The sequence below is a fragment of the Nocardia asiatica NBRC 100129 genome, assembly GCF_000308415.1.
Taxonomy (GTDB): Bacteria; Actinomycetota; Actinomycetes; order Mycobacteriales; family Mycobacteriaceae; genus Nocardia; species Nocardia asiatica.
In genome coordinates, this window is sequence record NZ_BAFS01000209.1 from 62,702 (window position 1) to 76,605 (window position 13,904).

A 13,904-nucleotide genomic window follows, 5' to 3' on the forward strand; every position below is an offset into this window, starting at 1 on the left:
TCGCCCGGTGACAACATTCAGTGCTGCTGCACAGGTCGAACGCCCTGCCACCGCTAGGCTCAGGCCGGATTTCTTAGACGATGTCTCACATGGATGTAATTTGTTGTCGCTGCATCGTAGTGGGTTGTGCTACATGATGTTCGGTCGTGGTGGATGCGTTGTCGCGGCGGTTGGTGCCGGACGAGTTGTGGGAACTAGTGGAGCCGTTGCTGCCGGAGTTCAGCCCGCGCCCGCAGGGTGGCGGTGTCGCTCCGGTCGATCAGCGAGCAATGCTCATGGCGGTGGTGTACGTGCTGGCCAGCGGTTGTGCGTGGCGGATGCTGCCGCCGTCGTTCGGGGTGAGCGTGCCGACTGCGCATCGACGGTTCACGGTGTGGACCGATTCCCGGGGTCCCGTCAAGTGTGGCGGCGGCTACATCGGGCGGTGCTCGACGAGCTGGGCGGCCAAGGGCTGATCGACTGGTCGAGGGCAGTAGTGGACGCCGCGAGCGTAAAGGGGGGCGATCTGACCGGTCCGAATCCGGTCGACCGCGGCAAGCCCGGCTCGAAGCTGCACGTGCTGTCCGACCGGGCGGGAATTCCTCTGGCCGCGGCGGTTTCAACTGGTAAGGCGGGCGTATTCGAGCCCCGTGAATTCTCGCGGTGGGAACTAGATCCGTCGGATCGGGGGTCGGCGTGATGACGCGTTTCGATTCAGATCCAACGAAGCGTGCGGTGCTTAGCCTGTGTCCGGCATCCCTCGCTGAGGCAGTCGATTTTGTGCGACTGCACCACCGGCATCATCAGCCACCAGTCGGTCACAAGTTTTCGATCGGTGTCGCAGCGGATGACGTGATCACTGGTGTCGCCATCGTCGGCCGGCCGGTCGCTCGGCATCTTGATGACGGTTGGACGCTCGAGATTGTTCGAACCGCGACCGATGGAACGCCGAACGTCAACAGCATGCTTTATGGCGCTGCATGGCGGGCGACGAAAGCCCCGGATATACCCGCCTGATCACCTATAGCCAGCGCGGTGAGTCGGGAAGCTCATTGCGCGCAGCGGGTTATCGCGTTGTAGCGCAACGGAAAGCGCGTCAGGGATGGAGCTGTCCTAGTCGCCCGCGAATGGGGCAGTTCAGCACCCGTTGTTGCCCGCCGAAACATGGACCGAACCGGTTCGGTGTGGGGCACCACTGCGGGCTACGACTCGAACACACCGTCCAAGTAGCTCAGATCGACTTCGGCTCGCATGTCGACAAGGGTGTCCCCGTAGTCGAACTTCTCCGGGCGACGCCATCTCCATTCGTCGATGGACACCAACGAGCTTCCGTGCGTATCGACATACTCCACGTCGGGTCCGGCCACTTTCCGATACGCCTCTTGGACGGTGTGGTGGCAGGCCGATACCAGACCGGCGGAGGTTCGCCAGCGGCCAGTGCGGATTGCATCAGGAATGCAAACCAGGTTGCTCGACACCGTGCCGAGGTAGCTCTCGATCCCCGAGTGATGCAATTCGCGGGCGATCATTGTGTTGACCGTGAACTCAGCCGAGATCATCACCAGTGGCCCGGCGTGCAACGCGCTGTACCAGGACACTCCGCGCTCCTCCACCTCTGGCCCGGTCTCGAAACGCATGAAGTCGAACTGCGCACCTGGGTAAATGTCCGAGGTCCAAATGAAGTGCGTTCCGAAGTCTTGAGGCTGACCGGTGGTGGTATATCTGATCTTGCGCCTGTGCTCTAGGGGCACGTCGAACCGGGCTCCCGTCTGGGTCGCGAGCGCTCCGACGACTATCGACCAGTGTGCCAGCCGGAACAGGTCTCGTGCCGGTGGGAACCCCTCACCGCGCATGATCGACTCCAGGATGGGTGCGGCCGCCTTCTCGATCGGCTCCATCCAGCGCGAGTTGCAGTGGACGCACAGGATCTTCACGTTCATCTCGCGAACATCGCCAGGGACAAGCAGGTCCCGCTCCACGCCTCCCGACCTGACACTGGACGACCCCAGAGTCACCCTCATGGATTCGTTCGGGAGCGCGTCGCGAATCCTTTGATGAAATAGATGGGCACGAGTAAGTTTCGCGTCGGTTCCGCAGTAGAAGCACTCGGCCATGCATCCCCTCCTGACAGCGCTGGTGCCCGACGGCTCCAAACCGGTAGTCGTAACTCCTCGACAGGTCGTTATCGTGACGCCGACGTACCGAGTGCACGCTAGGCGCCTGCCCCGGGCAGGTTACGGCGCCGACCGCGTGCCATCCGGCGAAATCAGGCCCGGAGCGATCTTGTCGATGAGACTTTCGAACTCACCATCGGGATCGAACGGCCAACCGCAGTACCGATGGACCAGCACCAGAGCGTTCTGCACCGAACCAACAGCGAGCCTGACGAGCTTTTCCAATTCGGCCGAGGTAACCACGTTCTGCGTGCCGAAGTGGTCACCGTGGGCGATGAAACGCCGGCGGTCACGAATCGACGAGATCGTCGGATGAGTTTGATTCGACAGGTAAACGTAGAGCCCCTCGGCGACCACGCCGTCGATCGTTGCCAACCCGCTCCGGTGCAGGTAGTCGAAGAACCAGACCACCGTCTGCGTCAGGCCGAGGTTGCGCTGGCCGTTGATGGTCTTCGGCGAGTTGAAGTCCTCCCCGACCGTATCCGGGAACACCGCCTTGATCTCAGCACGCATCGCCTCGAACGCCTGACTCGCGCCCATGTAGCCGGGCGAATCCTTGCCAGCGAGTCGCTTCGCAGCTAACTTCCGGTCCACAGCACTCGTGTCGTGGTCGATGTAGGCGCGCGCCATACGATTCAACGCCGGATCAGAAGCCAGCTCGGTGTCGATCAACCAGCAGGCCCGCGCGCAGTTCTCGATCACCGTCCGTGCCAGCTGCGGCGGGGTGGCGATCACCTCACCTGCTTCGCAGACAACGGCAAGGGCCGCGCAGTTGTGCACTGCCAGTTCGAGATACGCGCACACAGTTTCCAGGACTAGGAGCTCGTCTCGGAGCTCGGTCCTCCCAGCGAAGACTGCCACGTCGGCCGCCGCGACAGAGCCCGCTGCGGGCGTCCAGTGGTGGTCGCGAGCGATCCGCAGGAAAGCTTCGCGACAACTCCGCAGGAGATGAGCGAGTTCGGACATCCGGGCCCGGAACTCCGGAGGCGATGTGTGGCTGTAACGCACCCTCGGACAGTACTTGCCATAACCGGCATGTCCTACCGAATTTCCTCCCATTGCCTGACGTTGAGCCCGGCCAACGCCTGAGCCGACTGCCGCTGCTCGCGGGCAGCGGTGGGGCGGCGGGTCCGGCGCGCGGTAACGACTACGAGTGCGCTGAGCCCTTCCTCAACGGCATGAACACAGCAATGTCATGTCTCGGCATCGATCCGGTCGCTGATGTAGTTCGTCCACTCGCCACCGGACAACCGCGACCAGTGCACCGCCGTGGTAGGTCCGAGTCCAGCATGCTGGCCAGCACTGCGGGCGGGCGCTCCGCAGCGAGCTGATAGAGCGCCGCCAGCCGCATCGGTCGCGGTTCGATGCCGACGGCGCGCAGCCGGCGCCGAGTGCAACCGGACCAATATGCCGACCTGCACGGGTGCTGGGGAACAGCCATCGAGATGGCAGGCGGCTGGCCGGGCTGTCCGAGATCGGAAGGGGCCACCGGGTGATCAAGGAAGAGAACGGTCCGGGAGTTCCATGCGGTCGTCGCCGAGTATGAGGGCAACAGCCCGGTTGCTCTGCTGGACGTCGTCGATGGTCAACTTCACTACTCGAACCAGGGGCTGTGCGTAGAGGACTACGAGCGCTCCAGCGACTCGGTCGGCAGGGTTCATGGTGTCGTCGGCGACCAACGGGCGAGCGATGACCCAACGCTGTTCGGAATCCGTCGGCGTACTGGGTTCGGCTCGGTTAGTACGGGGCAGAGTAAGTTCCCCGAAGAGGTGGCCACGCCGCTGGGCCCAGGCCAGGAACGATCGCATCCGGTGGCGGTGCGGGCCCGCACCAGCAAAACAGAATCCAGAGCGAAAACGGGGGGTAAACGCGGGGCCTGACACAAAAAGCAGGTCAGGCCCGGTCTCAGACCGGGCCTGACCTGCTATTTCTGTGGAGCTAAGGGGACTCGAACCCCTGACCCCCACACTGCCAGTGTGGTGCGCTACCAGCTGCGCCATAGCCCCTGGTTATTTGCGCTTCGGGCTTCCCCGCCGCGCTTGAATGAAGTTACACCAACGGTGTGTCGGCCACCAAATCGCCTCGATTCGGGGGTGACAGCGGGGACGGATGCGGCTACTATCGAACATGTGTTCGAAGTCGGTTCGATCGTAGGGGCGTCGGCGGAAGCCGGTTGGACGCTCGGAACGGGTAGAGCGGATGGGGTTGCCGGTTTGCCCCTTCCGAGCGTCCGGCGGGTGGGCGTCGCATCGAGGCCGGCGGCTTGCGGTGGACGCTGCCCGGGCGGTAGTCGGCGCTGGTCGCCTGTGTCGCCGACCAGCCGGAGCGGTGCCGGAATCACCAGAACGCGAGGGGTTTCGCGCAGGAAATGGTGAGACATCTCGAGGCGCGGTCTAGGGACAGGGGGCCGGATCGCGTTGTCGAGTGCGCGGGCCGGGCGGCGGCAGGTGGAGCCGTTGCCCGGCCCCAGGCCAACTGAAAACTCGGTGGGCGGCGATCTCGGGGGCTGGGGATGTCGGATCGCGCCGTCGAGTGGGGCCGGGGCGTCGATTTGGTGGAGTCGGCGTTCCCGGCCCTTCCGCTGTCGGGGACTGGCAGGAGCCTGATCACACACGTTCGGCGAGTCCGTGACCTCGAGCACGATCACGAGAAACGCTGGCGTCGGACCGCTGATCAAGCGGTGAGCGAGACCACCCAGTTCTCGTCATTGGTGTCGACTCTGGTCGTGCCGTCGAAAACCGCGGGCGTGGCCGCCGAGCCGCCCAGTGCCGCACCGAGCGCCGCCATCTCCGCCATGGCGGTGGTGCGTGCGGAGTCGACCTTGGCGCCGGTCGCGATGCACTGCCGCACGGGCTCGGCGGCGCCGGCGTCGCGGGCGATCGTGGCGAGTTCTTCGTTGCTCAGGTCGGCACCGCCCTCGCTGGGACGCTTGGTGGTGAACAGTTCGGTGTGGAACTTCGAGTAGACCGGCCCCGCACCCGCTTCGGCCACGCACTGGTTCGCGGCGACGGCACGGGTCGAGTAGTCCTTGCTCCGTGAGCGGCCGTCCAGGAAATTCACCAGGCGATAGCGCACCGCCAACGTGCCCGCGTCGATCTGCTGTGCGATCTCTTGGCCGTAGATGCGCTCGAGGCTGCCGCAGCCGGGGCACAGCGGGTCCTCGTAGACGTTGATGGTCTTCTTCGCGTCCGGGCGGCCGAGCAGGATCGCACCGTTCTGCTCGAGCACCGAGGGCACCGCTGGATCCCGCACCGATCCGTAGCCGTCGTTGCGGACGGCCGCCTCGTCGCGGCCCCACCGGATCGCCGCGATCACGATCAGCACGATGAGCGCGAGAGCGACCGCGCCCAGCGCATAGGTGGTCGTGCTGGACATCGGTCGTGGTGTGTAGTTCGAACGCGATTCGCTCACATCGACACTTTGCCGCAGCCGACCACCGCGCTCACCGCCGGGCCACGCATCCGCGATCCGGCAGCGGTCCCCACGCTCCGACAGAACGCCATATCAACCACCGAAGCCAAGCCCGTTCGGACGGCTTACGACGCTGCACTCGCCACCGGACGGATGACGCCGACCGAACGCGACCGCCCCCGACACCCATCGCCGCCGATTCAGCGTCTGCGGCGGCTACGTCGCTCCGGTCGCCTTGGTTTGCGGCGGGACATCGGTCGCCCCGAGGGGCTAGGGGTTCCCTCTTCGTCCGAGTCGACGACTGCGGCGGTGCCCGGCGCGGTCCTCATCTGCCTGGAATCGGCAGCCGTACCGCAGCGATCACCTGCCACGGCCGAGGGACGGCCCGTCAGCCCGTCTGACGCTCCTACTGACCTGACTGCGCCACCTGCCACCGATTCGGGCCGATCAGTCACCGCGCGCGAATCCTTCGTGCCCCCGTGACGATCACCCGGCATCGCACCGGACTCGGCCACCACGGGCACTGGACTGTCGGCCACCGGTGCGGCGGACACCTCGTTCACCGCACGGTCGATCCGAGCCGGTGGAGCCTCGGCGTCGTCCGCATCGCCGAGGCGTTCGGACGGCGCCTCCGCATGGACCGGACTCCCACGCCGCAGCGGTTCGGGGACGACGGCCCAGACGAGCGCGGCCACGGCCAGCAGAGCGCCGGTCACACCGAGCGCCAGCCCGTAGGACAACTGCTGGGCCAGAGCTCCGACCGCGATCGGCCCGATGACGGTGCCGAGGTCGGCCGCCATCTGGAAACCGGCCAGAACCGGCCCCCCGCGGGCCCGGGGGCCGATGATGTCGGCGACAGCCGCTTGCTGGGTGGGGGTGAACATGCCGGAACCGAGCCCCGCCACGAACGAGGTGGCCAGCAGCCAGGGAAGGCCGGTTGCCAGGCCGAGTCCCGCGGTTCCCGCCGCACACACCAGGGATCCGACGATCACGAACGGTTTCCGCCCCCACCGGTCGGACAATCGGCCCGCGGCGAACAGCACCGCGACGTTGCCCGCGGCGAACACCGTCAACGCGACACCCGCCATTCCGGGCGCTTGGTGCAGCACCTCGACGACGAGCAGCGGCACCAGCGCCATCCGGACGCCGAACACGGCCGCGCCGTTGGCGAAGTTCGACAGCAGCACCGCCCGGTACTCCGGCCGCGCCCAGCCCTCCCGGAAGGACATCATGCGCACGCCACCGACCGGCTCCGGCGCGGCAAGTTCCGAGTTCCGCAGACTCAGGTACACCACGACGCTGACGATCAGCAAGGCCACCGCGTAGATCACGAAAGGCCAGCGCAGCCCGAGCCCGGAGAGCCCGCCGCCAACCAGCGGTCCGCTCACCGAGCCCACCAGGAAGCTGGTCGACCACAATCCGGAGACCCGGCCGCGCTGTTCGGGCGGTGACATCCGGATCACCAGCGCCAGCGACGACACGGTGAACATGGTGGATCCGATGCCGCCGAGCGACCGCAGCACCATGAGCTGCCAGTAGCTCTGGGCCAGTGCGCTGGCGCCGGTGGACAGCGCGACGATCAGCAGCCCGCCGAGGTAGACCGAACGCTCCCCCAGCCGCTGCACCAGCCGCCCGCTCACCGGCGCGAACAGCAGACGCATCAGGGCGAACGCGGAGACGATCGCCGAAGCGGCCGCCACGCCGACGCCGAAGCCGCGCGCGAACTGCGGCAGCACCGGGGCGACCAGACCGAATCCGATGGCGATGACGAACGCGCCCCCGACCAGCACCCAGATCTCGGTGGGCAGGGGCTTGGATCTACCGGTCACCGGTCAGCGCCTGTCCCACCAATTCCTCCGCGGCCGCCTGCACCTCGGCGAGGTGCTCGGCGCCGTGGAACGACTCCGCGTAGATCTTGTACTTGTCCTCGGTGCCGGAGGGGCGGGCGGCGAACCACGCGTTCTCCGTGGTCACCTTGAGTCCGCCCAGCGGCGCCCCGTTGCCGCGCGCCCTGGTGAGCACGGCGGTGACCGGCTCTCCGGCGACCTCCTTCGTGGTGATCATGTCCGGAGTCAACTTCGCGAGCAGCTCTTTCTGTTCCCCGGTGGCGGGGGCGTCGATCCGCGCGTAGGCCGGGCTGCCATAGCGGCGTTCGAGTTCGACGTAGCGCGCCGACGGGCTCTGCCCGGTGACCGCGGCGATCTCGCCGGCGAGCAGCGCGAGCAGGATGCCGTCCTTGTCGGTGGTCCAGACGCTGCCGTCCATCCGCAGGAACGACGCGCCCGCGCTCTCCTCGCCGCCGAACGCGAGACTGCCGCTGAACAGCCCGGGGACGAAGAATTTGAACCCGACCGGCACCTCGTGCACGTCGCGGCCGAGCACGGAGACCACCCGGTCGATCATCGAGGACGTGACCGCGGTCTTGCCGATCTTGGTCAGCGCGTCCCAGCCCATCCGGTTGGCGACCAGGTACTCGATGGCCACGGCCAGGAAGTGGTTCGGATTCATCAGGCCGCCGTCGGGCGTCACGATGCCGTGCCGGTCGGCGTCGGCGTCGTTGCCGGTGGAGATGTCGTAGTCGTCCTTGATCGCGACCAGCGATGCCATCGCGTAGCGGGAGGACGGGTCCATCCGGATCTTGCCGTCGCCGTCGAGCGTCATGAACCGCCAGGTGGGGTCCACGAACGGATTGACCACCTCGAGCTCGAGGTCGTATCGCTGGCCGATCTCCTCCCAGTAGTCGACGCTGGCCCCGCCCATCGGGTCGGCACCGAGCCGGATGCCCGCGCCGCGGATCGCGTCCAGGTTCAGCACGTTGGGCAGGTCGTCGATGTAGTGGTCGAGGTAGTCGTACCGTTCCACGCCGGTGGCCAGGGCACGCTCCAGGGTGGTGCGCTTGACCTCGGTGAGTCCGTTGCCGAGCAGTTCGTTCGCGCGGGCGGCGATGGCGTCGGTGGCCGTGTTGTCGGCCGGGCCGCCGTGCGGCGGATTGTATTTGAAGCCCCCGTCGCGGGGCGGGTTGTGCGAGGGGGTGACCACGATGCCGTCGGCCTGGTGCTTGGCGCCGCCCCGATTGTGGCGCAGCACAGCGTGACTCAGCGCGGGCGTGGGGGTGTAGCGGTCGCGCGCATCGATCACCGCGGTCACGTCGTTGGCGGCGAGCACCTCGAGCGCGGTGGTCCAAGCGGGCTCGGAGAGGGCGTGGGTGTCCCTGGCCAGGTAGACCGGTCCGGTGATGCCGCGGGTGGCGCGGTACTCCACGATCGACTGGGTGATCGCCAGGATGTGCGCCTCGTTGAAGGCACCGTCCAGGCTGGAGCCGCGGTGGCCCGAGGTCCCGAACGCCACCCGCTGGGCCGGGTCCCGCGCATCGGGAACGCGGCTGTAGTAAGCCGTCACCAGGTGTGCGATGTCTTCCAGATCGGTGGGACGTGCGGGCCGCCCGGCTCGATCGTGGGCCATGGTCGGGTCTCCCTTCCGTATCGGCTGCGCCCGGCTCGTCATCAGGATCATGTCCACGACCGCCCGGTCACCGCCGACCCCACGGCCACGTCGTTCACGTCGGCCACCCGCCGGAACCTCTCGTCGCCGCACATGCTGAACGTGGTCGGCACGGTGCGGAAGCCTGCTTCCGCGGCGGCGAGCGGCAGATCGCCCGCCGGCGCGCCGCTCAGATCACCGAGCCGCGCCGAACCGACAATGGTAACGGCCGCCGTGCGCGGTGGCATCGGCGAGGCGAAATCGCCTGGCGCCGCTGGGCCTACGGGACATCCGGCGAGGGTGTCGCACCGGCCGCGCGGTCTGCTCATCGCTCACCTTCCTGCCACTGCTCCACCTGCGCCAACGTGACGTTGGCGGAGGTGAACAGCTCGGCATTCCGCTCGACGAAGGCGCGCAGGCGTTCCGGCTCGTCGACCAGCATCAGCAGCAGTGGAAGATGGTCGGCGACATCCAGGAGCCGAGTGGTGTGGACGTGCGAGGACGCGCCGTAACCCTCGATGCCGCGCCACACACTGGCGCCCGCCAGCCCGGTGTCCCGGGCCCGGCGCACGATCTCGTGATAGAGGGGCGTGTGCCGCCACTTGTCGTCCTCGTCGAGCAGCACGGTGAGCCGTGCGGCGGGCCGCCATCGGCCCGCCGTGGCAGCACCCGCCTGCGAACCACTCATCGCCTGACCCCCTTCCGTCGTGCCGTTCCCGTCGAATCGCCGAACCGAACCAGGTATCCACCGTGCCATGTCCGCGCCGGGCCCCGACCTCCCGGCCACGGCCACCACCACTCCCCGAGGCGGACGAGCGCGGGGAGCACCGCGCCCGGTCCGAGGAGTCTACGAACCCCGCGGGTGGGGTGGAGAAGGTGGTGCGACCGCCGGGTACGCCGAGGCAGGCAACGGCATTCAGCAGCCTCTTGGCTACCCACACCGCGGCGGCCGGAATCATCAGCCCGCCACCTCCGACCACGTCGTATCTTGCACCAAAAGCGAGGAGAGGGGAGCGCTCTTGGCAATCACACAGCCACAGGGCTTGACGGCCCCACGTCGCCCACGAGGCGAGTGCGTGGTCCCGTAGGGCCGAACCGGATTGCGCGCGCGGCGATTCGATGACGACGGCCGCCGCTCCCGCGACGAGGCGCGGGAACGGCGGCCGCTGGGTCCGCGATCGAATCGGCGGTGCCGCTGCCGGGTCAGTGAGCGAGTACCGGCTCTCCCTCGGCGGGCTCCGGCGTCGTGCTCGGCATGAGCACCGCGGTGAGAAGGCCGCCCGCGACGAAGATCGCCGTGGCCCACCAGAAGCTGGTCGTGTAGCTCTCGATCGCGGATTGCGCGAGGGTGAGCGGGTCCGGCTTGCGGGTGGACAGGTAGTCGGTCGCCGCGGAGGCCGCGATGGTGCTCAGCAGCGCCGTGCCGATCGAACCACCGACCTGCTGGCTGGTGTTGATCATGGCCGAGGCCACACCCGCGTCCTCGCGCTGGACGCCGGAGGTCGCGCCCTGGAAGGCGGTCGACATCGCACCGCCGAGACCGAGACCGAGCAGGACCAAGGCGGGCAGGATGTGGGTGACGTAGCCGGTGTCCAAGCCGATCCTGGTCAGCCAGGCCATGCCTGCCGCCGCGATCAGGAAACCTCCGCTGACCACGATCTTCGGGCCGAGTTTCGGCAGCAGCAGCGAAGGGGCGGTGGTCGAGGAGACCACCATGGCCGCGACCATCGGCAGGAACGCCACGCCGGTCATGATCGGCGAGTAGCCCAGGGTCAGCTGCATGTAGTAGGTGAGGAACAGGAAGATCGCGAACATCCCGATGCCCATGACGAAGACCGTGAGGTAGGAGGTGCCGCGCATCCGGTCGAGCACGATCCGCATCGGGAGCAGCGGATGCGCGACCCGGGTCTCCAGCCAGGCGAACACCGCGATCAGCGCCGCGCCGCCGAGCAGGAACGCGAGGGTGACGCCGTTGGTCCACCCGTCCGATTCCGCGTGCGAGAACCCGTAGACGATGCCGAACAGGCCCGCGGTGACCACGACCGTGCCGGGGATGTCGAGCTTGGGCCGCTCGGTGCTCGCGTGCTTGGCCAGCAGCAGCACCGCGCCGACCAAGGCGACGGCCGCGAAGGCCAGGTTCACGAACATCACCCAGCGCCACGACGCCCATTCGGTGAGCGCGCCGCCGAGCAGCAGGCCGATCGCGCCACCGGTGCCCGCGACGGCGCCGAAGATGCCGAAAGCCTTCGCGCGCTCGGACGGTTCGGTGAAGGTGACGGTGAGCAGCGAGAGAGCGGCGGGCGCCAGCAGCGCGCCGAAGACGCCTTGCCCGACCCTGGCCGCGACGAGCATCTCGAAGCTGGTGGCCGCGCCACCGACGGCGGAGGCGACCGCGAATCCGACCAGACCGACGATGAAGGTGTTGCGCCTGCCGAACAGGTCGCTGAGGCGTCCGCCGAGCAGCAGCAGGCTGCCGAACGCCAGCGCGTAGCCGGTGACCACCCAGGAGCGGTCGCCGTCGCCGAAGCCGAGGTCCTGCTGCGCCGCGGGCAGCGCGATGTTCACGACGGTCGCGTCGAGCACGACCATGAGCTGGGCGACGCCGAGGACGGCGAGCACCCACCAGCGCAGCGCGTGTGAACCGCGCCTGCCGCTTCCCGTCTGCTCGGGGGCCGGAGCCCCACGGTCGATGGCGGTAGTCATGTGTCCCCTTTGTCCGAAGCCTTTATCCGGAGGCAATTCCTCCGCTTGATGCAAGAAGCTACCACCATAACGGAGACAACGCCTCCGGTTAATCCCCGAGGTTGATAGAATGAAGATGTGAATCACGCCACGGTCGCCTCTCCCCCCCGGCGCCTGCGGGCCGATGCCGCGCGTAACCAGCAGCGGATCATCGCCGCGGCCCGGGAATTGTTCGCCGACCACGGACTCGAGATCACCCTCGACGACGTGGCCGAGCGCGCGGGTGTGGGAGTCGGGACGGTCTACCGCCGCTTCGCGAACAAAAAGGAACTGATCGTCGAGGTCTTCGACCAGAACCTGAACGATTTCGCCGACGCGGCCGACGCCGCCTACCGGCACCCGGATCCCTGGTTCGGACTCGTCGAGTTCTTCGAATACGCGTGTCGGCACATGGCCACCAATCGCGGGTTCAGCGAAGTGATGCTCGAACTCGAAGACGACGAGACCGACCGCTTCACGGTGGTGCGCGACCGCATCAAGCCCACCGTCACCGCCATCTGCGCCCGGGCGCGCGACGCGGGCGTGCTCGCCGACGGCATCGAACCCTCGGACTTCTTCGCGCTCGTGCACATGGTGGACGGCCTCGCCGAGTTCGCCAGGCCGGTCAACCCCGATGTCTGGCAGCGGTATATGGCCATCATGCTGAACGGCGTGCGCGGCGACGGCACGCCCCGCCAGCATCTGGTGGTCCCGCCACTGACCGACGACGAAGTCGAGCACGCCAAGCAGCACCTGACCTGCGGCTGGCGCAAGCGGTAGCGAAATCGAACCGTAAGTAGCGCGCGTCACGTGCGCTCCCGTAAAGTTGGTCACATGACCAACTCGTGGGTGAACTGGGCAGGCGATCAACAGTGTGCGCCCGCGATCCTCGCCACGCCGCGCTCCGTCGAGGAAGTGGCCGCCCTGCTCGCCGAGGCGGAAGCCGACGACCGGACCGTCCGCGTCGTGGGCGCGGGCCATTCGTTCACCGACGCCGTTCTGACCGACGGCACACTTGTGAGCTTGGCGAAGCTGAACCGCGTGCTCGACGTCGACCGGGCCGGCGGCCTGGTCCGGGTGGAGGCGGGCATCAGCCTGAACGCCGCCAGCACCGCCCTGCACGAGCACGGCCTGGCCTTCCCCAATCTGGGCGACATCGACGTGCAGACCGTCGCCGGCGCCACCGCGACCGCCACCCACGGAACCGGCGCGACCTTACAGAACCTCTCCGCCGCGGTGCACTCGCTCGAACTGCTGCTGGCCGACGGCAGCCGGGTCGAAGTGAACGAGGACACCGATCCCGACGGCTGGCGGGCCGCGCGGGTCGGCATCGGCGCGCTGGGCGTCGTCACCGCCGTGACGCTGCGCATGGTGCCGTCTTTCGTGCTGGAGGGGGTCGAACGACCGATTCCGGTGGAGGATGTGCTGGCCGACCTGGACTCGTTCGTCGACGGCAACGAGCACTTCGAGTTCTACATGTTCGCGCACAGCCCGCTGGCGCTGACCAAGCGCAACAACCGCGTGGCCCTGCCGGAGCAGCCGCGCGCCAAGGCGGTGGACTGGTTCGCCGACATCCTCATGTCCAACTATCTGTTCGACGCGCTGTGCCGATTGAGCCGCAGGCAGCCGCGCCTGGTGCCGTTGATCCACCGCAGCGCCGCCTACGCGGGCAGCTACCGGCGTCAGGTGGACCGTTCCTACCGGGTCTTCGCGTCGCCGCGCCTGATCCGCTTCACCGAGATGGAGTACGCCATCCCGCGCGAGCACTCCGCCGACGCGATCCGCGCGATCAAGGAACTGGCGACCGAATTCGACACGCCGATGCCCATCGAGGTGCGCTGGGTCGCGCAGGACGACGCCTTTCTTTCCCCCTCGTGCGGTCGCGACACCTGCTACATCGCGGTGCACCAATACCGCGGCATGGACTTCGAGCCGTACTTCCGGGCCTGCGAGGCGGTTTTCGACCGCTACCAGGGGCGTCCGCACTGGGGCAAACGCCACTTCCAGACCGCGGCGACACTGCGCGAGCGCTACCCCGACTGGGCTCGGTTCGCCGAGGTGCGCCGTCGCTTCGATCCGAAAGGGCGTTTCGCCAACCCCTACCTCGACCGGGTACTGGGTCCGGTCGGCTGAGTTCGA

The 13,904-nt window shown here is 67.6% G+C and carries 10 protein-coding genes, 1 tRNA gene and 3 pseudogenes; 4 read left to right on the forward strand and 10 right to left on the reverse strand.

The genetic code is table 11. The features are described from left to right. Positions 1-146 precede the first annotated feature (146 nt). Positions 147-601 (forward strand): annotated as a pseudogene (locus tag ON27_RS20275) (transposase); the annotation flags it as partial. Positions 602-678: 77 nt separating this feature from the next. After that, positions 679-1,055, forward strand: a pseudogene (locus tag ON27_RS45855) (XF1762 family protein); the annotation flags it as partial. Positions 1,056-1,181: 126 nt separating this feature from the next. Here ON27_RS45855 and ON27_RS42965 read toward each other — a convergent pair. The 10 genes and pseudogenes from ON27_RS42965 to ON27_RS20330 all read right to left on the reverse strand — a co-directional run bounded on the left by ON27_RS42965 (position 1,182) and on the right by ON27_RS20330 (position 11,747). Next, positions 1,182-2,093 (reverse strand): hypothetical protein, encoded by a 912-nt coding sequence (locus ON27_RS42965; RefSeq protein WP_157227252.1) that lies wholly within the window; start codon positions 2,091-2,093, stop codon positions 1,182-1,184. A gap of 120 nt (positions 2,094-2,213) precedes the next feature. Beyond that, entirely contained in the window at positions 2,214-2,888 is a 675-nt protein-coding gene (locus ON27_RS20290) for a hypothetical protein (protein ID WP_157227253.1), read from the reverse strand. Between the two features lie 761 nt (positions 2,889-3,649). Further along, complete coding sequence (locus tag ON27_RS20295) at positions 3,650-3,832, reverse strand: hypothetical protein (protein WP_043729875.1); 183 nt, start codon at positions 3,830-3,832, stop codon at positions 3,650-3,652. A 254-nt stretch (positions 3,833-4,086) separates the two neighbouring features. Continuing rightward, positions 4,087-4,159: transfer RNA gene (locus ON27_RS20300), tRNA-Ala, on the reverse strand. Between the two features lie 667 nt (positions 4,160-4,826). Beyond that, positions 4,827-5,528: a DsbA family protein gene (locus ON27_RS20305; protein ID WP_051046807.1), complete on the reverse strand. Its 702-nt coding sequence runs from the start codon at positions 5,526-5,528 to the stop codon at positions 4,827-4,829. A 673-nt stretch (positions 5,529-6,201) separates the two neighbouring features. Beyond that, a pseudogene (locus ON27_RS20310) lies at positions 6,202-7,393 on the reverse strand (MFS transporter); the annotation flags it as partial. Next, the gene (gene pgm, locus ON27_RS20315; protein WP_043730029.1) at positions 7,383-9,026 is read right to left on the reverse strand and encodes a phosphoglucomutase (alpha-D-glucose-1,6-bisphosphate-dependent); all 1,644 of its coding nucleotides are present in this window, start codon (positions 9,024-9,026) and stop codon (positions 7,383-7,385) included. The pseudogene ON27_RS20310 and the gene pgm, both read right to left, overlap by 11 nt. A gap of 47 nt (positions 9,027-9,073) precedes the next feature. Further along, on the reverse strand, positions 9,074-9,373 hold the full coding sequence (locus tag ON27_RS20320) for a hypothetical protein (protein ID WP_157227254.1): 300 nt from the start codon (positions 9,371-9,373) through the stop codon (positions 9,074-9,076). Then, positions 9,370-9,732, reverse strand: coding sequence for a DUF190 domain-containing protein (locus ON27_RS20325; protein WP_051046808.1), 363 nt, complete (start codon positions 9,730-9,732; stop codon positions 9,370-9,372). Before ON27_RS20325 ends, ON27_RS20320 begins: the two co-directional genes overlap by 4 nt. 515 nt (positions 9,733-10,247) lie before the next feature. After that, entirely contained in the window at positions 10,248-11,747 is a 1,500-nt protein-coding gene (locus tag ON27_RS20330) for an MFS transporter (RefSeq protein ID WP_043729887.1), read from the reverse strand. A 117-nt stretch (positions 11,748-11,864) separates the two neighbouring features. Here ON27_RS20330 and ON27_RS20335 point away from each other — a divergent pair, with 117 nt between their 5' ends. Together ON27_RS20335 and ON27_RS20340 are read left to right on the forward strand one after the other, a co-directional pair. Continuing rightward, positions 11,865-12,545, forward strand: a complete 681-nt coding sequence (locus ON27_RS20335; RefSeq protein ID WP_043729890.1) for a TetR/AcrR family transcriptional regulator — start codon at positions 11,865-11,867, stop codon at positions 12,543-12,545. Positions 12,546-12,599: 54 nt separating this feature from the next. Then, the gene (locus tag ON27_RS20340; protein WP_043729893.1) at positions 12,600-13,898 is read left to right on the forward strand and encodes a D-arabinono-1,4-lactone oxidase; all 1,299 of its coding nucleotides are present in this window, start codon (positions 12,600-12,602) and stop codon (positions 13,896-13,898) included. The last annotated feature ends 6 nt before the right edge of the window (positions 13,899-13,904 follow it).

Excerpts from the sequence above, each read along its gene's own strand:
- ON27_RS20340 (WP_043729893.1), top strand. The coding sequence starts at position 12,600 with ATGACCAACTCGTGGGTGAACTGGGCAGGCGATCAACAGTGTGCGCCC.
- ON27_RS20320 (WP_157227254.1), bottom strand. The coding sequence starts at position 9,373 with ATGAGCAGACCGCGCGGCCGGTGCGACACCCTCGCCGGATGTCCCGTA.
- ON27_RS20330 (WP_043729887.1), bottom strand. The coding sequence starts at position 11,747 with ATGACTACCGCCATCGACCGTGGGGCTCCGGCCCCCGAGCAGACGGGA.
- pgm (WP_043730029.1), bottom strand. The coding sequence starts at position 9,026 with ATGGCCCACGATCGAGCCGGGCGGCCCGCACGTCCCACCGATCTGGAA.
- ON27_RS20305 (WP_051046807.1), bottom strand. The coding sequence starts at position 5,528 with ATGTCCAGCACGACCACCTATGCGCTGGGCGCGGTCGCTCTCGCGCTC.
- ON27_RS20325 (WP_051046808.1), bottom strand. The coding sequence starts at position 9,732 with ATGAGTGGTTCGCAGGCGGGTGCTGCCACGGCGGGCCGATGGCGGCCC.
- ON27_RS42965 (WP_157227252.1), bottom strand. The coding sequence starts at position 2,093 with ATGGCCGAGTGCTTCTACTGCGGAACCGACGCGAAACTTACTCGTGCC.